Here is a 22,375-nt window from a genome sequence, read left to right on the forward strand (position 1 = left end):
TTGGATAGCGTACCGAATACAGGCATCCTGTAGTTATAATTTTGTTACAGGGTGTAGGTACAATGACAATTGAAGACGGTGTGATTCATATCGACTCTTTCTTAGCCGTAACTATGGGCATTATTGTTTTGTTTGTGGGTCGTCGGCTCAATCAGGTTGTGGGGTTTCTAAAGGAGTTTAGTATCCCTGAGCCAGTTTCGGGTGGTATTGTTTTTTCGGTACTGTTCGCACTCTTCCATATGGCAACGTCGCTCGAAGTCTCTTTTGACTTAATGGCGCGCGACGTGCTCTTGGTTTACTTTTTCACCACCATTGGTATTAACGCCAGCCTAGGTGATCTGATGAAAGGCGGTAAGCCGCTCATTATTTTGCTTGCTATCACCGTCGGTTACATGTTGCTCCAAAACGTCACGGGTATAACCGTTGCAACGGCCTTTGGCTTAGAGCCAGTGGCGGGTCTTCTCAGTGGTACGGTATCTTTGATAGGCGGCCACGGTACTGCAATTGCTTGGGCACCAAAAATTCAAGAGCAGTTTGGCCTCAATACAGCGATGGAAATTGGTATTGCGAGTGCCACCTTTGGTTTGATCCTGGCCAGTATCATGGGCGGTCCAATCGCCAAGTTTCTTATTAAACGTTATGACCTCAAGCCTGCTGAAGAACAACACTTAGATGTGGGTGTTGCTGACAACAAACCAGAGCCAAAAATCACCTCTTATGATTTCCTCGATGCGATGCTTGCTATACATACCTGTATTATTGTCGGTGTGTTTCTCAATGAAGGGGTAGAGTATCTTGGTCTACAACTGCCTCTGTTTGTGACCTGTCTGTTTGCAGGTATCATCCTTTCGAATATTGTCCCGCACAACTACCCACGCATCACCGGCACAAAATGGCCAGCTAACAAACCGGCTGTGGCGTTGATTGCGGATATGTCGCTTGGCGCATTTTTAGCGATGTCACTGATGAGTATGCAGCTTTGGACACTAGTAGATTTGGCTGGGCCGATATTTGCCATTCTTGGTGCCCAATTTGTGGTCGCGATTTTGGTTAACCTGTTCATCATTTTCCCAGCAATGGGCAAAAACTACGATGCAGCGGTTATCTGTTCTGGCTTTGGTGGTATTTCACTCGGCTCGACACCAACAGCAATGGCTAACATGTCAGCCGTGGCGCAAAAGTACGGCAACTCGCATCAAGCGTTTATTGTAGTGCCGCTGGTTTGTGCGTTCTTTATTGACTTGGCGAACGCCTTTATTATTCCTTACTTCATGGGGTTGTTGGCTTAAAACTTCTAAGAATCTAAATAAGCATATAACCTTGGTGGTGTTGAGAATAGAAGGGGGCTCATTGCGAGCTCCTTTTTACATGGAGTATCGGTTAAAATCCCAGTGTGTTTGCAAACAGGAGGTGATGGCTAATTCATTTGTGCCCCAAAATCAGACAGAGTGGAATTGAACTTGATTTCAGCTTCCACAAATCGACTTACTTACCCTCATGCATACAACGCTAACTATATGACCAAACTCAGCGTGCCACTACAACATCTAAGCACCTTTAGTTATAGTGTCTTTCTCTAATTTGCCACTATTCATAAAAAGGAGGGAACCTATTACAAGTCCCCTCCTTTGCAGATACTTATTGATGCAGATTATTAGCCGCTATACACGGACGTAATCATCACTTTACTGAGCACTATTTTTACTCATAGTTAGCGTTTGTTTTTCGTCATTGGTCAATGTAAATACGTCACCTGACCTAGAAATAGTATGTACATTTGATGTTTTTTCACCAATATCATACAATCCTCGACCGCCATTGGTATCGTCGATAGCCGTATAACTTAAGCTGGCTTCGTTAATATCTCCGTCAAAATCTACTTTTACGATTTCATGAGACTCACTGGTACGAGTTTCTGTAAATGACCAATGCGTTGTATTCCCAAATTCATAGGAGATTAATGTCGCTACTCCCTCGCCATGTGTAATAGTCCAATATCCCGTCAATGGTGTATTGTCCGTTGCTACTTGTTTATCAAGAATAGCGATGACAGGCTGTTCTTTGTCGTTATCATCTATTTCTACTTCATTAAAAAAATCAAGTTCTAGTTTTCCATCTTCAAGATAGGTAATCCGAGCTTCTCCACCTATCTTCGGTCCTGTTTCACCATTAGTATCTAAGGATACTTTCCCAAAAGTAACAATGTCTCCATCAATAGAATATTCACCAATTTGCATGCCACATGGCTCACCCCAGCGATCCTCTTCTTGGCAATAGCTATCAAACTCGGTATGAACGTAGGTGTTATCTAATCCGAAAGCTAAAACCATATAGTGCTCGTTGGTATAGTCATTTTCTGGATCTTCATATTTTTCGTATGATGACCATACACCGTCAAGGGTACTAGGCAAGATAGGCTGTTCAGCTTTTTCTACATCAAAAGTAAATGTCGCAATTGCTGGTACGTTGACACTATCGTCTGCCGATAGGGTAAGAGACGCTTTCCCTTCGTTTGTAGGTGTACCTTCTACGATTACTGAATCACCGTTTAGCTCAGCCGTTAAGCCTGAACCAATGCTTGCGGTGATAACAGCGTCGTTATCAAGGTCAATAAATAGCTCTGATATGTCGATGCCTTGATAGAAAGACTCTCCAACAGTGCCTGTCCAGTCATTAATTGATGTTCGAAGTGCTGACTCTTTTTCTTCGTTAATAGTTGGTGGCGTATTTGGTGACACAACTTGGTAAGAAATGGTCATAGGGTAAGAGCGAGCACCATCGTTATCTATGGCAAAAACATCAAAGGTAAATGTGCCTGCTTTTTTAGTAGATAATGTCAGTGTATGTAAAACAGCACCTGATGTATCACGCTCAATAGTGACGTACTGCTTGAGATCATCAATGTCTATACTGATCATGTTATAGTCATCGATCGTACCGTCACTATCTTTGAAATAATTGCTCAAGTCGACTTCTTCAAGGCTATTAAGCTCAATATTATCAAGAAGTAAAGTAGAGTTTTTAGTCGTAGGGCGATTATTTTCCGTCGCGGTAATAGAGCCATCGACATCGCCAACTTCAATTGTTATCGATTTGTCGATAAGCTCTCCTAGCTCGGCCTCTGCAATAATGTCAGCCGCACGTTCTGCCACTTCAATCTTTTGTTCTGGAGATAGGCCGGCATTATCAACTAAGGTTTCGCCGATTACCTCAAGTTGTTTACTCACGACATCAGTACCTGACGTTGATAAGTAATCACCAAATAATAGGTCTTCAGAGAGCTGCTCAATAGATAAATTTAAGTTGTCGGCAATAGCCTCGCGAACAGTCTGTTTAGCATCATCAAGTGATTGACCTGTTTGCATAGCATCGACAACAAGATCCGTCATTGGGTTAATAACCGTTGCTCCCTCTGGTGCTTTCAGTTCAAACTCAGTGGTCACAATGCCTCGGGTTTCATCATAAGTGACCGCTGGAACAGCGGTTATACAAAGAGTTTTATCTTGGAACTCATTAGGAACCTTACCAACGCCGCCAGCCTCGGTTGTTGCTATAACGTCACCATTACAATTACCGTCAGTATCAACACGAACTTCAGCGTCAACTAGGTAGCCATCAATCGCTTGAATATTGAAGGTGGTTGAAGGTTCTGGAGTGGTAGAGCTTGACTCATTGCCACAGCCAGAGAGGAGTAGAGCCGAAATTGTAGTGGCCAGCAGAGATTTCTTTGTTACAAGTGAATACACAAAAATTCCTTATTTTATGTCTTAGATCAAATTTACGTGGGATTTTTAACATATAAGCTGTGGGCATTCTAATTCACACTGTCAATGTCTTCTGTTGGCGGTGCGCCAGTTGTGAATGATAGTGTTTTAACTTACTGATAGATTAAACATTCCAGAATTTGTACTGAGTGCACAAGTCCGATAATTTTAAAAAAAAAGTTATTTTTTTCGTACGAGTTCAGACAATAAGTGCGATATCTATGGAAAGAAAGGTGTAGAAGAAGGATCTAACGGCTGAAAGTGGCGGCTTTTCTAACTTGAAAACAAGCAGTACTACCATAAATTATTAGTCGTAGATCTAGGCAAAGGGCACCAGATTTCCGGCTTGGTGAGTCGCTTAGTTCAAGTTCGAAGGCAATATATTAGCATTGGGTGAAAAATTTAAATGCGTGTGAATAAATCAAGCAGTTATCGCCCTGTTTTGATGATTTAACCCACTAACAACGATTTGAAATATAAAATCAATCTGTAGACATATAGCGAACTTGGCCACGAGGTTAAGGAGACTTACAATACCTTAGATGGTCGATAAAGTGACCTACGCCTGTGGCACTGGACACTCAAATAAGCAAGTTGCCATACTTCAGTTAATTCATGCTCTACTAAATTAGATAAAACGCAACTCGGAATTGTCCAATAACGAGCTAGAAGCTACGCTCAGGCGCTGACTTTGAATCTTGAAGGTTAGGAGTGCGCGTTGGGTGGATTCCGCATGGAGTGCGGAATGACGAAAACTGAAACCTAGAATACTAACGTCCAATCAATTGCCATCGTTCAATGCCGAAGTGTCATGAAAGTGCTCTCATCTTCATAAAAAAAACGCCTCAATAGTTCAAGATAAACTTTCTATTGAGGCGTTTAAGTTCATTTGTTAATTCAAAACCGCAGAAAAGGACAAGGCCAACCTATTTTCGTTTCTGCGCATATTAGAGAGCACTACTTACCAAAATAAGCAACAATCACCTTGTCATTATCAAGCTCTCTAGAGAACACAAAAGCATTGTCGTTAGCAATCTCGGTATGCTTACCTGCACCAATAGCCGGATGACGGTCTCTGAATTGACCAACAGTTCGCCAATGTTCGAGCAACGCTTTCTTATCATCACTTAGTGTCCACACCATGTCTGAGCGGGTGCCTTGGTGGAAGTCGTCGGCATATGGGCCAATATTTCGACCTACTTCGTCACCGTAATACACCTGAATCGCACCTGGGCTCAGAAGTAAGGCATTCGCCGCGTTTTTCTGCATGGTGTAGTCTTTGAAACGGCTGAAGAAAAGCTCGGTATCATGAGAAGACATGTAGCTTACTGGGTTAAAGTCTTCCGACTCTTGAATTGAGTTGGCGTAATTCTGGTAGGTGTCCGCCATTTGGCTGAAACACGCGGCGCCTTTATCCAGCTTCTTCTGCATATCAAAGTTGATGAGTGCATTGAAGCCGTCGTCAAAATAGGGGCTGCGATACGCACTGTGTCCCCAAACTTCACCCATCATCCAGAAGGGTTGTCCAGATTGATTGTTGTCTTTTCGCCATTGCTCTAGGCTTTGCGTCGCCTCGACTTTTAGCCTTTTCCAAACATCGCCTTCTACGTGTTTTACGGTATCGACGCGATAACCATCAACGCCAAAGCGTTTCACCCAATCTGTTTGCCATTCAATGAGATAGTCGGCAACGGTGTAATTGTCGCGTTTGGCGACACGGGTTCCAGGATTATCAAGCAGCCACTGGGGAGGGGTTACTGCCTTAGTGGACTCGGTTTTAAAGTCCGGGAGGCCTGCGAGCGATAAGGTAATGTCACTTGAACCTGGTTTGTCGTAGCCTGGCAAACCGGTACGAACCCAATCCGCGCCCCACCAGTGGCTCCATTCTTCGCTTTGGTAGTCGATATTGCTGTGATAGCTGTGCCAGTTTTCTGATGCTTGGGGTTGCCACTTGGCAAACATTGCTGGTAACTGGTGCTCTTGCTTGATTACGTTGAGGTCATCATATTGAATGTCGGCAAGTGTTGAATAGCCAGGGTGGTTGATGACCGCATCCAGCAGCACTTTAATGCCGCGTTTGTGTGCTTCGTCTACTAAACGCTTTAAGTCATCATCGTTACCAAAGCTTTCATCGATCTTGGTGAAATCACGAGTCCAGTAACCATGGTAGCCATAGAATGGGAATGAACCGCTGTCGCCACCGCCAACAAATCCATGCACTTGCTCGACAATCGGTGATAGCCAAATCACATTTGTGCCAAGTGATTGGATGTAATCAAGCTTTTCGGTAATGCCATTAAGATCGCCACCGTGGAAAGTGCCGATGTTGTCTTTACCATCAGATTGGCGGCCATATGGCTGTGGTTCACCTGGATTGGAATTGTTGAATCTATCTACCATCACAAAGTAGATGTTAGCATTTCGATAATTTAACTCATCAGACAGCTCAACCGTGTCGACAGGCTCGAGTAGAGTCAAACCACCAGACGCCGCGTTTGGTACTACCGTCACTTTGCCGCCTTTTACCGTGACTATATCTCCAGTGAAGACATCTTTTAGCTTAGTACCATCGGCATAGGCATCACCGACAGCAATGGTCTGTGCCTCGTTTGGGAATGCTGCGCATTGAACGTTAGGAATAGGGCGCTTGAACTTTTTCTTAGCGACTTTCTTAGGTTGCCTTTTGAATACCAAAGACTTGGTTTCTTCGTCGTAGCTAAAGGAGTAATCACCGGTAAAACGGATGTTAAGAGGCAGAATTGAGTCTTCGCCACACAACAGAGGAATCGGTGTATTGAACTTAATTTTGCTAGGTAGTTGATTATCGCAGCTGCCATCAATGCCCGACACTTTTAATTGGTACTTATCTTTGGTCAGTGGTATCACCAACGGCTCATCTGCCGTTATAGGATAGTCACGGCTGGTGGTTGAAGTTGAAACCGTGATATTGGGTGATGCTAGCAGCCCAGGCGAGGCTAGTAGCATGCAAGCAAGTAGGGTCTTATGTTTCATGCTCATTCCATTTTTTGTAGTTTTCCAAGGCTAATATAAAACGCATCAATGTCAGCCACATCCTTCTCACTGCCTACGCCTTAGAATTTGCGTCTGGTCACAAAATGACCTTGGTGTGGGCGTAAATTGGGGGGAGGAGGGGAGAAACGGTATAACTTGCTAGTCTTGGGTGTCTGAGTTAGCCCGTGAGATCGAAATGAAGCCCTTGTTAACCCTATTACTGTTTGTTTTTAGCCATAGCGTCCTCGCTACTGAGCTTTGGCCGAATCAATATGTTTCGGGTCTACAGCCTATAAAGACGCTTGCTGATGTAGAGAGCCTTTCAGAGTTATATGACTGCGGCGAAGTAGAGCGTCAGGAGTTTTGTGCTTTTGAGCAAAGCTATCGCGGCATTGAGCTTGATGTGGTTATTTCGGTCAATTCAGACGGTGATGCCACTGAGGTTAACTACTCTTTTCCTTTTAGTGTGCATGATTTTACCTATGTTCAAACTGCCTTGCGTAAGGACAGCTATCACTTAGTTGAGGTCAAAATTGGTGATGAAACACTCACTGTCGAAGAATTGATCAATCAGGGCACGGCTCAAACTGCGGATAAGAAACTGGTTGAGTTTTTGAACTTATATCCCACTTTTGTGTCCAAACAGTTTACCTGGATCAGGAAAAATGAGATTCAGAATACGTTAGCAACAAAGACGCTATTAATGACCAGTGACGCTGAGCGCATTCATTTGATTTGGAATCGTTAGTCGAGCAAGTGTGTTCAACACAACAAGCTCATCGATGTTACTCACAGAGTGTCACACAACGGTCTTACGGTTGTCATTTCACTGTTACATAAGAAACGTAACGTGAGATGCGTAAAGTTTAGAAGGAGTTAATCATGAAAAAGATGAGACGTGCACAACTGCATCGCTGTCGTATTCAGTATTGGAAAGAAACGAACCAGAAAGCGACGAGCAAAGATAAAGCATAATCAATACGTTACATACCAAGACGTGAAGCCAGCATCCTTAATTATGCTGGTTTTTTCGTTTTTGGGCTTTTTCTTATAGACACCATTTTAATCTCGCCCTACAATCGCCCCGTTTTGGGGAGTAGTCACCCGTTTATTTGCCGTCATCTCGTTAAGTTATTGCAGGTATAGCAATGAACTTATCCGGCAAATATAAGTGTTTTCATAACGCTTTGACGAGACCAACGCAATCAAAGGCTCAGCACATTTGTGTGCTGGTGTGTTATTGGTTTGCGGAAGGTCGCCTAAAATAGTCCCGTCCTTCCGCTCGGAGGACTTATGAGCCCATCTATCTATCTTGGCTTCCTGCTGCTGACTCTTGCGTTAGTCGCATTGGATATCTATCAAACTCGCGGCGGTCAAATTACTATTTGTAAAGCGGCGATTTGGAGCGGTTTTTGGTTTGTACTGGCATTCGTGTTTGCTGCAACCATCTATCTATTTTGGCATGTGTACGCGCCAGACAGCGATTACAGCGCAGAGAAAGCAACAGTATCGTTCCTAACTGGCTATTTGCTTGAAAAATCGCTTAGCGTCGACAACCTATTTGTGTTCGCTATCATCTTTCATCAGTATTCTGTACCTCAGCATTTGCGTCCGCGTGCGCTATTGTGGGGTGTGATTGGTGCGTTGGTACTGCGTGCCATCATGATCAGTGTCGGTGCTCAGCTGCTTGCTCAGTTCCACTGGGTGATGTATCTGTTTGCTGCTTTCTTGATTTGGACGGGTATTCAATTGGCGCGTGACCATGGTGATGATGAGATCAATCCACTTCCAGAGCGATTGATTAGAAAACTGTTGCCAGTGACGGAATCATATCATGGTAATAGTTTGTCAATTATTGAAAATGGTAAACGAGTATTCACTCCAATGCTGGTGGTGATTGGCGTGATTGCCTTTATGGATATTTTGTTTGCATTGGATTCAATCCCGGCAATCTTTGCTGTGACTCGTGAGGCGTTCCTTGTGTTGGCGGCAAACGTGTTTGCTCTGCTTGGATTACGTTCGCTCTATTTTGTTCTTGAAGGCATGATGAACCGATTCGTGTACCTCAAACCAGCGCTTTCTTTCATTATGATATTTATTGGTATTAAGATGGCATTGGTAGGATCACCTTGGGAGATTCCTACTTGGTTCTCTTTGTGTGTGATTTTGTTCACCATGACAGTGGCTTCAGTGGCATCGCTGTACAAAGAAAAACAGCAGCTCAAGGTTGTTAATAAATAGAGCTAACAATAAATGCGTAAAACCTCCCATTGTTCGGGAGGTTTTTGTTTATCATTTTGCTAACAAATTGAACTTATAAAGCGTTGTATGGAATGTTTATTCACCAAACTGTTTGTTTTGGGTATAAAAATTCACCAAATATAAATAGGCGCATCCAGAGGTTGTTAAAGGTTTGTTTTATTAGATAATCTAATCTGAAATACCAATTTTTGTCATTTTTTAAACAGCGTTTTTTTGCCTAATATTGTCACCAACAACAACGAGTTACCAAGTTTCAAGAGAGGCAATCATGGCACAAGCAGTGAACATCGAAACCATCGCTATCGCACCCTCTATGGATAAGAAAACCTACGCGGTTAACTTCAAAGGATTGATTGCACACTTACTAGATATTCTGTTCGGCAAAGGTGAAGTTGAAACAACTTACTATGCGAACGAGTTATCTGGCCACATGCAGCGTGATATCGGCATTAATCGATAAAACAAGCATGATAAAAAGCACCTTTGATAGGTGCTTTTTTTGTATTTGGCGTAAGCAAAACTAAGCGCTGAAGCCACCACGTTGCTGTAGTTGTTTAACTAATGCGACTCGCTCACGCTCTAGCGGACTTGGAGTTGCTAGCGTTGTGTGGGTAGCCAGGTCATTCTTAGTAGCTGTTGTCTCTTTTTTATCAGCGATTGGAGCTGATAAAAAAATAGGCGTAGAAACAAAATGTGGACGCTTCATGGTGTCTAATCTCATCTTCTCGACGTTAACTTAACGTCATTATTTCAGGCTGGACTATCAACCACATCCCCCTTAATTTGGATCGGTGGGGCGTAGTGTATTGGGCGTATCCCTTTATCTCAGAGCTAGTTACGGATTAGTGTTTGGGCTTATACCGATCTTACAGAATGCTCGTCAAATCAGATAAAACTGATTCATCGCAACATTTCATTGGCTTCGATCCGTATTATGAGATGACTTGGGTTTACAACCACTATAAAGGTGAAAATTATGACAAGTCTTATCGACAGGTTTCTCAAATATGTCACGTACGACACGCAATCTAACCCGTCGCAGGCAACATGCCCGAGCACACCAGGCCAAACTGAGTTTGCTCGATTTTTGCAACAAGAACTGATTGCATTAGGTCTATCCAACGTTACGCTAGATTCTAATGGATATATCATGGCGACCTTACCTTCTAACGTAGAGGCTGATATTCCAGCGATTGGTTTTATTGCTCATATGGATACGGCGCCAGACGCCTCTGGTAAAGGTGTGAAACCTCAGTTGGTAGAAAACTATCAAGGCGGTGATATTGCACTTGGAAAAGGGGATGTGGTGCTTTCGCCAATTCAGTATCCCGATCTCCACGCGCTTCATGGCCACGATATTATTACGACCGATGGCACGACGTTACTCGGAGCCGATAATAAAGCCGGTATTGCTGAGATCATCTCTGCCGTTGAGTTTTTGATGGCAAATCCAGAGATCCCCCATGGTGACATCAAAATAGGTTTCACCCCTGATGAGGAAATTGGTCGCGGTGCCGATTTGTTTGATGTCGACAAGTTTGCTGCTAAATGGGCTTACACAGTTGATGGCGGTCCGGTAGGTGAGCTTGAATATGAAAACTTTAATGCAGCGGCGGCCCTCGTTGAGTTTAAAGGCGTTTCTGTCCATCCAGGTACAGCAAATGGTAAAATGGTCAATGCCATGACCGCAGCAGCGCGATTTCACGCGGATATGCCGCTAGAGGAAACACCAGAGTGCACATCGGGTTATGAAGGCTTCTATCATCTACATAATGCGCAGATGTCTTTGACCGATTCATCGCTGCATTACATTTTGCGCGATTTTGACAAGGACGAATTGGCACGCAAAAAAGCCTACCTAGAAGACAAGGTGGCCACGTTTAATGCGCAGGGTAGTAAGGTGAGCCTTACTATCACAGATAACTATTCGAACATGCGCGAAATGGTAGAGCCACATCCACATATTATAGAGATTGCCAAACAGGCAATGGAAAGCTGCGATGTGAAGCCAAACATTAAGCCAATTCGTGGTGGTACCGATGGCGCTCGTTTGTCCTTTATGGGTTTACCTTGTCCAAACCTGTTTACCGGTGGTTATAATTTCCACGGTATTCATGAATTTATTACTGTTCAAGGTATGGAGTTAGCGGTAAAAGTGATCGTACAAATTGCGAAAGACACCGCGATTCGTTATCGTTAATACTCATTCTTAATGCGTAGTAGGCGACCATGGAAGATGTTCAAAAAATTATCGCATTTTTAATTGAAAACAAGCTGTTATTGAGCGTCTTGGTCATCACACTGATTTTGATAATACGCCGCATCACACTCTCGGGAATTCGAGGGGATGTGGCGTTTTTGTCTGAAGATCAGCGTAAATGGATGTCGCGGACTAAAAACGGCTCGTTCGCGATCATTGTTGTCACTCTGTTTCTGGTTTGGAAATCAGAAATCAGTGAGTTCGCACTATCAGTGACCGCTATCGCCGTTGCTATTGTCGTTGCCTCAAAAGAGATCATTCTTTGTTTTACCGGTTCCATCCAGCGGGCGAGCTCGCGGTCGTTTCGTATCGGTGACTGGATTGAAGTAGGAAAGACCAGCGGCGAAGTGATTGAGCACAATCTGATGGCCACTGTGATACAAGAAATTGACTTGTACCATGGTCAATATCATTTCACAGGAAAAACCATCACACTGCCTAACAGCATGTTTTTTACCTACCCAGTTAAGAACCTCAACTTCATGAAACGCTACGTATACCACAGCTTTTCAATTGTTGTTCCTGGCTTCAAAAACCTATTTCCACTGCTCCCTGAGTTGATTGTTAGAATCGAGAAGCACAGTGAAAACTTTATTGATGTCGCTAGACGCTATAATGGTGTCATTGAAAAACACGCGGGTGTCGATTTACCAGGTTCCGAGCCCCACATCCACATCGCGAGTGGTGCTACTGGTGAGCAAATTGTCCATGTGATGATTTTCTGCCCAACTGAGCTTGCCACTCATCTAGAGCAAGAAATTCGTGCGGACTTCATGATGCTGCACGATCTATCGTTTCCAGAGGAAACTTCAAAAGATTGATACGAATCAATCTGTTATATTTTGAAACACTTTCATCATAACTATTAATGCTTTTCGGACATTCAGCTGACTCGTGATTTGTTAGTCTGCCAAAGCTTGTTCCAATCAGAAGAGAATAGGGTGTTTCAATGCCTAGAAAAATACTCGTTGCCAGCGTTATTTCTGCACTATTTTTAGCAGGATGTGGTGAAGCAACAAAGTCCAACCAAAATGCACCAGCGCCTCTTGTGCAAACTACTGCTGTAGAGGTCGTCCCACATCAACAAAGTAAGTCTTACATTGGACGCATGGATGCGGTTGAAGATACAGCCATTACTGCACAAGTAACTGGCTATTTGATGGAACGCCATTTCCAAGAAGGGCAGATCGTCGAAAAAGGTCAAAAGCTATATTCTATCGAGCCATCATCATTTGAAGCTCAAGTCGCGAGTGCTAAAGCTAAAGTGTCTGAAGCGGAAGCAGCACTGAAAAAAGCCGAGCTTGATTTTGAGCGTGGCAAAAACCTTGTTAAGTCTAACAACATTTCTCAAGCAGAATTTGATGCGTTGACTGCGACTCTGATGAGCGCGCGCGCTCAACTAGAAGCAGGAAAAGCTCAGCTTAAAGTGGCGGATGTAAACCTGTCTTATACCACCATTCTTGCTCCGTTTACTGGCAGAATCTCTGATAGTAAGGTCAGCCAAGGTGATCTTCTTTCTCCTTCCTCTGGTGTATTAACCACACTCGTTAGTATGGATCCTATATATGCGTCATTCAGTATCAGTGAGCGTGAGCGTTTAGCTCTAGGCATGGATACTATTGAAGGTAACGGATCGGATGAATCAAATGGCGTTGCAGTGAACATCATTCTAGAAGATGGCCGAGTGTTTGAAGAGCAAGGCAAAATCGACTTCTTGGGTAACCGAATTAACCTCAATACCGGTACGCTGGCGATGCGTGCTGTCGTTGAGAATCCACAGCAGCGTTTGCTTCCGGGTCAGCACGTGCGTGTTGAGCTTATGGAAAAAGAAGCGATCGACGTAGTGACAGTACCTCGTCGCGCGGTTCAAACTGATCTTGAAGGCGACTTTGTTATGGTCGTAACTGAAGGAAATGTGGCAGAGCGTCGTAATGTTGCTCTAGGCACACAAGTTGAAACTGGCGTCATCATCCAATCAGGATTGAAAGCGACTGATGTTGTCATCACTCAAGGCTTGCAGCGTGTAAGGAATGGCGTGCCTGTTCGAATCGATGAGTCGAAGCCAGCAGATCAAGGTGCGTAATAGATGCTAAGTCGTTTCTTCATTCAAAGACCAAAGTTTGCTTTGGTCATATCAATCATACTCACGCTGGCGGGTGCCATCTCTTTGATGGTGTTGCCGGTTGCTGAGTATCCAAAAATTAGCCCGCCATCGGTCAGTGTCACGGCATTCTATACAGGTGCAAGTGCAGAGGTCGTAGAGGAGGCGATAGCCGATCCGATCGAAACCTCGGTGAACGGCGTTGAAGATATGATTTATATGTCTTCAAAGAGTGCTAATGACGGTTCATACAACCTCAATGTGACGTTTGATATCGGTACCGACCCTGACATGGCTCAGGTCAACGTGCAGAACCGTGTGTCACAGATTGAGTCGAAACTGCCACAAGAAGTTCGTATGGTTGGTGTAACGGTGAAAAAACGTTCACCAGACCTATTGATGGTACTGAACTTCTACTCACCTGATGGTCGTTATGATGACAAGTTCCTGATTAACTACATCAACTTGAACGTTAAAGACCAACTTGCTCGTGTTAAGGGCATTAGTGAAGTTAACGTAATTGGTGGTGGTGAGTATGCGATGCGTGTTTGGCTAGACCCAGACAAGCTAGCCAACCTCAAAATGACGACCTCTGACGTTTACGCTGCATTGGCTGAGCAAAACGTACAGGTTGCTGCGGGTCGTGTAGGTGCTGCGCCATATGCAAACCCACAAGAAGTACAGTTTAACCTGGTAACCAAAGGTCGCCTAGAGTCGATTGGAGAGTTTGAGAACGTCGTTCTGCGCGCAAATTCTGATGGTTCAACGGTTTACCTTAAAGACGTAGCTCGCGTAGAACTTGGTAAGAAGTTCTACGATGGTAGTGGTCAGTTCCGTGGTGAAGATGCTTCTATCGTTGCGCTTAACCTTCAATCGGACGCCAACGCGCTGGAAAGTGGCAAGGCAGTGATGGATCTGCTTGAGCGTTTGAGTGTGAACTTCCCTGAAGGTATGGCTTACGAAACCAGTTACGATACCACTGTGTTCGTTGCTGAGTCGATCAAAGGGGTAGTTAAGACCCTAATTGAGGCTATCATACTTGTTATCGCGGTAACGTATCTGTTCCTTGGTAGTGCGCGTGCAACGCTTATTCCGGTTGTTGCGATTCCGGTATCGCTTATCGGTACGTTTGCTGTCATGAACATGACGGGCTTTACTGTGAACACGGTAACCCTGTTTGGTATTATCTTGGCGATTGGTATCGTGGTGGATGATGCGATTCTCGTTATCGAGAACGTAGATACCATCATGAAGCGCAACCCTGATATGTCACCAAGAAAAGCGACCTTGATCGCGATGAAAGAGGTGACGGGGCCAATCATCACTTCGACGTTGGTATTGCTTGCTGTATTTATCCCGGTAACGCTGTTACCTGGTATCACCGGCATTATGTATCGTCAGTTCGCTCTGACCATCTGTATTTCGGTTGTTATTTCTTCTATTAACGCACTGACGCTGTCGCCAGCCCTATGTTCGTTGGTTCTGAAGAAAGGTGGCGGCAATACAGCCCGTTGGTTCCAAACATTCAATCGCGCACTCGAGCGTATTACACTGCGCTACGGTCAAGTCGCTGGGTTCCTTGTGAAAAAGGCACTCCTGCTTGTTACCTTCTTTGTAATAGCGGTTGGCGCGGTAAGCTTCCTAGCGAAAAACACTTCTACGGCTTTTGTACCTCAGGAAGATAAAGGTATTTTGCTGGTTAACGTTCAGCTTCCAGATTCAGCGTCTTTGTCTCGTACTACAGAAACAACCGACAAGTTGGTTAACTTGGTTGAACAAGAGCCAGGTATCGATGGAATCACGGTAGCGAACGGCTATGCGTTTATGACTGGCGCGGCAGCATCGAATGGTGCATCGCTGTTTATCAAGCTGAAAGACTGGGATACCCGTAATGGTTTTGAAGGGGATCACTCTTCGAATGCTATTGCTGCTCGTATTAACGGTATGGCCGCTCAGCAAATTCCGGGTGCGGTCGTGTTTGCAATGGGGCCTCCGGCAGTTCCTGGTATGGGCGCGGCTTCTGGTTTTGAATTTGTGTTGGAAGATACGCTAGGCCGAAGCCGAACGGATCTCGCATTGGTGATGCAGGATGTGATTCAAACCGCGAACCAGCAGCCAGAGATCGCTTATACGTTTAGTACTTTCCGTGCCAATGTACCGCACTACTACGTAGACATTGACCGTGAGAAAGCACAACAGCTGGGTATTCCACTGTCGTCGATTTTCCAAACACTACAGGGTAACTTAGGCTCTTTGTACGTGAATGACTTCACCATGTTTGGTAAGAACTTCCGCGTAACAATGCAAGCAGACGCCGAATATCGTAGTGGTATGGATGACCTTCAGCTGTTCCATGTTCGTTCTTCTAAAGGTGAGATGATTCCTCTGAGCACGCTAGTGTCTTACGAACAAGTCTTTGAACCCGACGTCGCGTGGCGATATAACATGTACCGCAGTGCGGTAATCCAAGGTCAACCAGCACCCGGTTACTCAAGTGGTGACGCGATCGCCGCAATGGAGCGCGTAGCGGCGGAAGTTCTGCCAATGGGTTATCAGTACGAGTGGACAGGTATGGCTTACCAAGAGATCTTGGCGGGTAACCAAGCGATTTATGCGTTTGCGCTGGCTCTGATCTTCATCTACCTATTCATGGTTGCTCAGTATGAAAGTTGGGGTATTCCACTCGCCATCATTCTCGTGGTTCCGGTGGCGACACTTGGATCATTTGTCGCGTTGAATTTAGCGGGCATTCCGCTGAACTTGTACGCTCAGATAGGTCTCGTCCTGCTTATAGCGATGGCAGCGAAGAACGCGATTCTTATCGTGGAATTTGCCAAGATTGAACGTGAGAATAAAGACGTCCCTGTCGATGATGCAGCCGTACGTGGCGGTATGTTGCGCTTCCGAGCGGTTAACATGACATCTTGGTCGTTTATCCTAGGTATGATACCGCTCATCTTTGCATCGGGAGCTGGCCACATCAGCCAAAACTCGTTGGGTATTTCGCTTGTTGGCGGTCTATTGTGTGTACTCCTTGCAGGTACATTCTTGATCCCAGGCTTCTATGCTCTGATCCAGCATCGCCGTGAAAAAATTCATGGTGGTAATACTAAGCTAGTACCGCTGGAAGATGACGAGTAACGGCGAGTGAGCCATTCGTTAATGATCAAGCCCCTCCACGTGAGGGGCTTTTTGTATGTCGCAAATTGTCATGATGTCATGACAAATCTCTACATTCCGAGTTTGAACTATCGAAGACATTTATTGAAGTTGATGTACGGTTTGCTGGTATAGCTAGTGTATAGTAACCATCTGTTTAGTAAGACTAATTTATGGGTTGTTAGCAGCTTGTAACAAATGTCTCATTAGGAATACACCTACAAGAACATAATAATTCGCGTTTGTAGTATTCTGTAAAATTATGTATCTTTGCGGCCGATTCGATAGATGTAGTGGATTGGACGATGGTAAATCAAAAACTGTTGATAGTAGAAGACGATGCAAAACTAAATGTAATGCTAGGCGATTACTTTAAGACCCAAGGCTTTGATGTAAAAACAGTTTATGATGGAGGCGAGTCTGTCGATTTGATTGAATCTTTTCAGCCTGATATTACCATTCTAGACCTTATGCTTCCGGGTCAAGATGGCCTATCTATTTGTCGCGATGTTCGTGACAGCTACAACGGCAAAATTCTAATGCTAACAGCAAGTGATGATGACTTTGATCACGTAGCCGCATTGGAAACCGGCGCCGATGACTTTGTCTCTAAACCTATCAAACCTCGCGTATTATTAGCACGCGTAAGAAACCTTCTAAGACGCCCAGCCGAAGACGCGATTGCGATGGAAGCGAACACTATTCAAGTTGGTCGTCTAAAAGTGTGTCAAAACAGCCGCAGTTGCCGACTCGGTGAGTGTGACGTGTCATTAACGGACAGTGAATTCGATTTACTCTGGTTGCTCGCTAAATCAGCGGGTGAGGTGTTATCTCGTGACTATCTCACCAGACAGCTTCGTGGTATCGACTACGATGGCATCGACCGTACCATTGACAACCGCATTGTTACCCTTCGCAAAAAGCTATTTGATGATGCGACCAACCCAAAAGGTATTATCACAGTACGTGGCAAAGGCTACCTGTTCGTTACTGATGGCTGGAAAGCATAGGACTGACTGGTTTGTGGAGACTATTTCTTGAATCTCTAATTGGCGTAATACTGCTCTTTACCGCAAGTATTTACGGTTACGAGTATGTGATTTACGGCAAAACCGACCCAGATTTGGTTGATGCCAATCTTAGGGTAGAAGCGTTTCGCGACATCATGAATCATGTTGCGACCAACGAAAGTGATGAGCAGGCGATTGAGTTACTCGAAGCATTTGCTGAGAAAACGCACCGATTGCTCGACTCTCACACACCTTCCGAATTGCCGAAAGAGGTGGCTAGCCACTTTGAAGAACAACCAGAAGTCCATTTCCTGCTTGATGACAACGATCACTTGTGGCTCAAGTTCGACAACAACGCCAATTATTTTCATCTGACTGACGATCCTGATTCTGAGCTCATTAAAGCGATTGAATTTGCCAACCAAGTGGTTTGGTTGTTCTTTTTCGCAGGCTTCGTCGCCTTTAGCTTTTTATTGATTTGGTTCCTAAGCCGTCGCTTGCGCGTGCTGGAAAAAACAGCCAATGAATTTGCGAGTGGCAATCTTGAAGCAAGAGCTTCTGAAGGGCAGTGGGTTCGCCTTGGCAAGCTCAATAAATCTTTCAATCACATGGCAACGAAAATCGCCAATCTTATGGTAAGCAACAAAGCACTAACGAATGCCGTTGCTCATGAGTTGCGTACACCGATTTTCCGTATTCAATGGCAAAGTGAAGTGTTAATGGAGCAGCTTAGCGATCCTGAAGCCAAGCAGCAGCTAGCCAGTATTATTGAAGATACGGAAGAGATGGAACACCTCGTGGATGAGTTGCTCTACTACGCGCGAGTAGAGCGCCCAGATGCCGCTATTGAGCTTGAGGAAATCGATATTGCTGCCTGGCTAAAAGAGCATCATGTGAAATGGCAGACGCACATTGGTCATACGTTCGACTTACAAGTAGCCAGTGAAAGCGTCGATGTGAACATGGATCGCTTCTTGTTATGCCGAGCCTTAGTTAACTTGATCAGTAACGCAAAACGCTACACTGAACAGCGTATTGTCGTTAAGTTGGTGGAAGGTGGCGACCATATTGCCATTGAAGTGCACGATGATGGCATTGGTGTTGACCCAGAGCACTGGGATCGTTTGTTTGATCCTTTTTACCGCGTCGATAAGTCTCGAGACCGAGCGTCTGGTGGCTATGGTTTAGGGCTCGCTATTGTTAAGCACATCATGTTGCGTCATGGCGGTAACGTCGACGTTAGTCATAGCGAACTTGGTGGCGCTTGTTTTACCTTGGTGTTGCCTCACTTCTCTCAGTCTTAAGTTCCCTTTTGTTAGTTTGTTGCCGCTTCGTCTGCTTGAATGCAGACGAGCGTCGGTGTCCAGTGATATACTTCGCGCTATGGATTAGACATAACAAACTGAACTGAATGAAATTTATCCACACTTCTGATTGGCACCTCGGCCGGCAATTTCACAATGTGTCTCTGCTAGAAGACCAGCAGCACGTTCTTGAGCAAATCACACATTACCTTTCTGAGAATGACATCGATGCCTTGTTGATAGCAGGTGATGTTTATGACCGCTCTGTGCCACCAACTGCTGCAATCGAAGTACTCGATGAGTTTCTTAATCACGTTATTCAGCAGCTTGGTATTCCTGTGATTATGATTTCAGGAAACCATGATGGCGCGAAACGCTTAGGCTTCGGCTCAAGGCAATTTGGTCAAGCTGGGCTGCACATTATCAGTTCGTTAGAACAGATTACCACGCCAATTGAGATTCAAGACAAAAATGGCGAATCGGTGTTGTTTTATGGTCTTCCGTACACCGATCCAGAGCAAGTACGACATCACTATAAAGTCTCGGTGAGCAACCATGATGAAGCGCACCAACATCTTGCAGAGCAGTTGAACACGGTGTTAGACCCAACAAAGCGCAATGTCCTTCTTAGCCACTGCTTTATCGATGGCGCGCAAACCTGTGAGTCTGAACGTACGCTTTCTATCGGCGGAGCAGACCGCGTCAGTTATGAGCATTTTCAGCAGTTTGATTACGTTGCGTTGGGACATCTTCATCAAGCGCAAAAGCGCGGTGCGGAACATATTCGCTACTCTGGTTCTATCATGAAATACTCGTTCTCTGAGCAGCACCACAATAAAGCAATGACGCTCGTCGAGTTTTCTTCCGAAACATCTAACCCCGTCATCACAAGTGTACCGCTTACAAGTCCACATGATATGCGAATCATCGAAGGTGACTTAGCGGACTTATTGGAGCAAGGTAAAAACGATCCTAAAGCTGATGATTATTTACTAGTTCGTCTTACCGACAAACACGCGATACTCGATCCTATGGCTAAGCTTCGTGAGGTATATCCAAACGTATTGCACCTGGAAAAACCGGGTATGTTGATTGGTGTCGAAACCGAAATGGGGCAGGCTCGATTGGGGCGTTCGGAACTCGATATGTTCCAAGACTTCTTTTTGGAAGTACAAGGTGACGGAATGAATGAGAGCCAAACCGAGATGATTACGGATGTGCTAAACACGCTTCAGACAGCGAAACAGGAGCAGTAATTCTATGAAACCTTTAACGCTGACTCTCAAAGCTTTTGGTCCTTTCTCTGGTGTTGAACATATCGATTTTCGCACTCTGGGTGACTCGCCGCTATTTTTGATCAACGGGCCCACGGGTTCAGGCAAGAGCTCTATCTTAGATGCTATCTGCTATGCGCTCTATGGCGAAACGACAGGCAGTGAGCGTACTGGTGACCAAATGCGCTGTGATTACGCTGATGCCAAGCTTTTAACTACCATTACGTTTGAGTTTGAATTGGCTGGGGTTCGTTACCAAATCACACGTAGCCCTGATCAAGAAGTGCCTAAGCAGCGCGGTGAAGGGATGACAAAAAAATCCCACACAGCACAGCTTGTAAACCTCGACAGCGACGAGCTTATTGCCAATAAACCTAAACCGGTCGCTACCGCCATCCAAGAGCTGATGGGGCTAGATGTGAAGCAGTTTCGTCAGGTCATGGTTATTCCACAGGGTAAGTTTCGAGAACTATTAACGGCAAGCTCTAAAGAGCGTGAAGCGATTTTTGGCCAGTTGTTCCAAACTCAAATTTACACCACTATTGAGCGAGTGCTGTTTGAGCGAGCTGCGGGCATTCGAAAGGCGAAAGAAGAGTTCGATAACCAAATCAAAGGCGCTTTAGATGTCGCATCGGTGGAGTCGGAGTCACAGCTTTCACAAGCGCTCATTGAGTTAGCACCGCAGTTAGACCAAGCAGAAAGCGAACTGAAAAAAGCGGAAAGCCAGAGAAGCAAAGCGCAGCAAGAGCTAGACAATGCACTAGAACTAAGCAAAAAGTTTTCGGCCAAAGCAAAGCTTGAGCACGCGCAACTAAAACACCAACAAAGTAGTGAAGCTATTGAGTTGGTCAAGACCGAGCTCAATGCTCATAAGGCCGCTGTTGCTATTCAGTCGGAGTATGATAGCCAACTGCGTTTAACCAAAGAATCAGCGACATTGGCAGAGCGTTTGCAAACTGGGCAAGGCAAAATTGCAGCCGCGAAGCAAAACCAGTTACAGGCTCAGGCAGCGTATGACGAGGCGAAGAAAGCGAGTGATAATGCTGAGCCATTAAAGCAGGAGCGTTTTGAGTTAAACGCTCTAATTGAGCGCCTAAAAGAGCTCGATAGTAAGAAAGTTGAGCTACAACAGGCAAATCAAAAGCTCAGTAGCATTATTGCATCTCAATCCACACTTGCTGAACAGATCCAAGCGATGACACAACAAGAAGAGTCGCTGCATGCTGCTTTCGTCGATGCTGAAAAACAGAAGTCGCAGCTTAGCGAACTCACTTTGTCATTGGATCTTGAGACCAAGAAACAGCAGGCGCTGCACGCAATAACTCAGATAGATGCGCAGCTTGAAAGTAAACACAAACAGCGAACTGAGCTAACTAACACAATTGCCTCAAAAGAGTTAGTCGCAAACAAGGCGCGCCAAACGCGTACTGAAGCAGAAATTGCTTGGCACAGCGGGCAAGCCGCTTTACTTGCAGCCTCGTTAGAACAAGATACGCCGTGCCCGGTGTGCGGTAGCGTAGATCATCCGAATGTGGCTACGTTCTCTGGTGATGCGGTGACACTTGAGCAGGTTAATAAGCTAAGAGAAATAGAAACCACAGCAAAAGATGAGCTTACTCGTTATCAACAGTTATTCGCTGAGTTGGAAAGTCAAATCGCTACACTGATTGCGCGTAAGCAAGAGTGGATAGATTCCTTAGATGTCGATCATCAGCAGGATCTCGGTGAGTTCGCTCAAGATGTGCAGCGGACGATTGCGGATCTATCTGCCCGCATTACTGGCCTGAAAACGTTGAACATTGAGTCATTGCAAACGCAATATCAGAAAGCGACGGCAAAACGTGTTGAACTTTCGCAACAGCTCGAGCAAACAACCGTTCAAGTGAATGAGTTCACGAGCCAAGTCCAGCAACTGAGTGGTGTCGTTAGCTCGCTAGAATCCGGTAATAATACGGGGTATGCGACAGCACAAGCGGTGCTAGAGCGCCAACAAACGATAGAAACACAACTTGCTCAATTAGCCGCTTCGCTAGAGCAGGCGACGCATGCACTGAAGCTGGCGAGTGAAACGCTCGCGAAGTTTGAATCTCATCTTGAGACTTTGCAAAAACAGTTCGAAGAGTTAGAGCTAGCTCGTGAGAGCGCGTCAGCGATATGGAAGGTGGCACTAGGCAACAGTGCATTTGAGTCCGAGCAAGTGTTCTTGAATGCTAAGCTTAGCTCAGAACG

Annotated in this window: 13 protein-coding genes and 1 pseudogene; 12 read left to right on the plus strand and 2 right to left on the minus strand. The window is 45.0% G+C overall.

All coding sequences use genetic code 11. The annotated features are described in order from the left end of the window. Nucleotides 1-62 precede the first annotated feature (62 nt). On the plus strand, nucleotides 63-1,289 hold the full coding sequence (gene gltS / locus ACJB0T_RS04790) for a sodium/glutamate symporter (RefSeq protein ID WP_479293669.1): 1,227 nt from the start codon (nucleotides 63-65) through the stop codon (nucleotides 1,287-1,289). 396 nt (nucleotides 1,290-1,685) lie between these two features. On the opposite strand, the gene ACJB0T_RS04795 is transcribed toward gltS, so the two are convergent. Continuing rightward, the gene (locus tag ACJB0T_RS04795) at nucleotides 1,686-3,746 is read right to left on the minus strand and encodes a hypothetical protein (RefSeq protein ID WP_479293668.1); all 2,061 of its coding nucleotides are present in this window, start codon (nucleotides 3,744-3,746) and stop codon (nucleotides 1,686-1,688) included. 975 nt (nucleotides 3,747-4,721) lie between these two features. Next, nucleotides 4,722-6,776, minus strand: a complete 2,055-nt coding sequence (locus ACJB0T_RS04800; RefSeq protein WP_479293666.1) for an alpha-amylase — start codon at nucleotides 6,774-6,776, stop codon at nucleotides 4,722-4,724. 196 nt (nucleotides 6,777-6,972) lie between these two features. Between ACJB0T_RS04800 and ACJB0T_RS04805 the strand changes: the two genes are divergently transcribed. The 11 genes and pseudogenes from ACJB0T_RS04805 to ACJB0T_RS04855 all read left to right on the plus strand — a co-directional run. Further along, a complete protein-coding gene (locus ACJB0T_RS04805; RefSeq protein WP_479293664.1) occupies nucleotides 6,973-7,524 on the plus strand; it encodes a hypothetical protein in 552 nt (183 codons plus the stop codon). Between the two features lie 545 nt (nucleotides 7,525-8,069). Continuing rightward, entirely contained in the window at nucleotides 8,070-9,017 is a 948-nt protein-coding gene (locus ACJB0T_RS04810) for a TerC/Alx family metal homeostasis membrane protein (RefSeq protein ID WP_479293662.1), read from the plus strand. A 289-nt stretch (nucleotides 9,018-9,306) separates the two neighbouring features. Further along, entirely contained in the window at nucleotides 9,307-9,498 is a 192-nt protein-coding gene (locus ACJB0T_RS04815; RefSeq protein WP_353499447.1) for a hypothetical protein, read from the plus strand. A 516-nt stretch (nucleotides 9,499-10,014) separates the two neighbouring features. Next, the gene (gene pepT, locus ACJB0T_RS04820; RefSeq protein WP_479293658.1) at nucleotides 10,015-11,238 is read left to right on the plus strand and encodes a peptidase T; all 1,224 of its coding nucleotides are present in this window, start codon (nucleotides 10,015-10,017) and stop codon (nucleotides 11,236-11,238) included. 29 nt (nucleotides 11,239-11,267) lie between these two features. Continuing rightward, nucleotides 11,268-12,119 carry a mechanosensitive ion channel family protein gene (locus ACJB0T_RS04825; protein ID WP_479293656.1) on the plus strand — a complete coding sequence of 284 codons (852 nt, stop codon included), beginning with the start codon at nucleotides 11,268-11,270 and terminating at the stop codon, nucleotides 12,117-12,119. A 128-nt stretch (nucleotides 12,120-12,247) separates the two neighbouring features. Then, a complete protein-coding gene (locus ACJB0T_RS04830) occupies nucleotides 12,248-13,381 on the plus strand; it encodes an efflux RND transporter periplasmic adaptor subunit (RefSeq protein ID WP_479293654.1) in 1,134 nt (377 codons plus the stop codon). Between the two features lie 3 nt (nucleotides 13,382-13,384). Next, nucleotides 13,385-16,540, plus strand: a complete 3,156-nt coding sequence (locus ACJB0T_RS04835; protein ID WP_479293652.1) for an efflux RND transporter permease subunit — start codon at nucleotides 13,385-13,387, stop codon at nucleotides 16,538-16,540. Between the two features lie 323 nt (nucleotides 16,541-16,863). Continuing rightward, on the plus strand, nucleotides 16,864-17,568 hold the full coding sequence (locus ACJB0T_RS04840; protein ID WP_479293651.1) for a response regulator: 705 nt from the start codon (nucleotides 16,864-16,866) through the stop codon (nucleotides 17,566-17,568). Between the two features lie 11 nt (nucleotides 17,569-17,579). Further along, nucleotides 17,580-18,872, plus strand: a complete 1,293-nt coding sequence (locus tag ACJB0T_RS04845; protein ID WP_479293649.1) for an ATP-binding protein — start codon at nucleotides 17,580-17,582, stop codon at nucleotides 18,870-18,872. Nucleotides 18,873-18,979: 107 nt separating this feature from the next. After that, nucleotides 18,980-20,128 (plus strand): exonuclease SbcCD subunit D, encoded by a 1,149-nt coding sequence (locus tag ACJB0T_RS04850; RefSeq protein ID WP_479293647.1) that lies wholly within the window; start codon nucleotides 18,980-18,982, stop codon nucleotides 20,126-20,128. Between the two features lie 4 nt (nucleotides 20,129-20,132). Beyond that, nucleotides 20,133-21,005: pseudogene (locus ACJB0T_RS04855) on the plus strand (AAA family ATPase); the annotation flags it as partial. Nucleotides 21,006-22,375 lie beyond the last annotated feature (1,370 nt).

The sequence above is a fragment of the Vibrio sp. CB1-5 genome (assembly GCF_059412285.1).

Bases quoted from the DNA above. Each gene is read 5' to 3' on its own strand.
- gltS (WP_479293669.1), top strand. From the start codon at position 63: ATGACAATTGAAGACGGTGTGATTCATATCGACTCTTTCTTAGCCGTA.
- ACJB0T_RS04800 (WP_479293666.1), bottom strand. From the start codon at position 6,776: ATGAAACATAAGACCCTACTTGCTTGCATGCTACTAGCCTCGCCTGGG.
- ACJB0T_RS04805 (WP_479293664.1), top strand. From the start codon at position 6,973: ATGAAGCCCTTGTTAACCCTATTACTGTTTGTTTTTAGCCATAGCGTC.
- ACJB0T_RS04810 (WP_479293662.1), top strand. From the start codon at position 8,070: ATGAGCCCATCTATCTATCTTGGCTTCCTGCTGCTGACTCTTGCGTTA.
- ACJB0T_RS04815 (WP_353499447.1), top strand. From the start codon at position 9,307: ATGGCACAAGCAGTGAACATCGAAACCATCGCTATCGCACCCTCTATG.
- pepT (WP_479293658.1), top strand. From the start codon at position 10,015: ATGACAAGTCTTATCGACAGGTTTCTCAAATATGTCACGTACGACACG.
- ACJB0T_RS04825 (WP_479293656.1), top strand. From the start codon at position 11,268: ATGGAAGATGTTCAAAAAATTATCGCATTTTTAATTGAAAACAAGCTG.
- ACJB0T_RS04830 (WP_479293654.1), top strand. From the start codon at position 12,248: ATGCCTAGAAAAATACTCGTTGCCAGCGTTATTTCTGCACTATTTTTA.
- ACJB0T_RS04835 (WP_479293652.1), top strand. From the start codon at position 13,385: ATGCTAAGTCGTTTCTTCATTCAAAGACCAAAGTTTGCTTTGGTCATA.
- ACJB0T_RS04840 (WP_479293651.1), top strand. From the start codon at position 16,864: ATGGTAAATCAAAAACTGTTGATAGTAGAAGACGATGCAAAACTAAAT.
- ACJB0T_RS04850 (WP_479293647.1), top strand. From the start codon at position 18,980: ATGAAATTTATCCACACTTCTGATTGGCACCTCGGCCGGCAATTTCAC.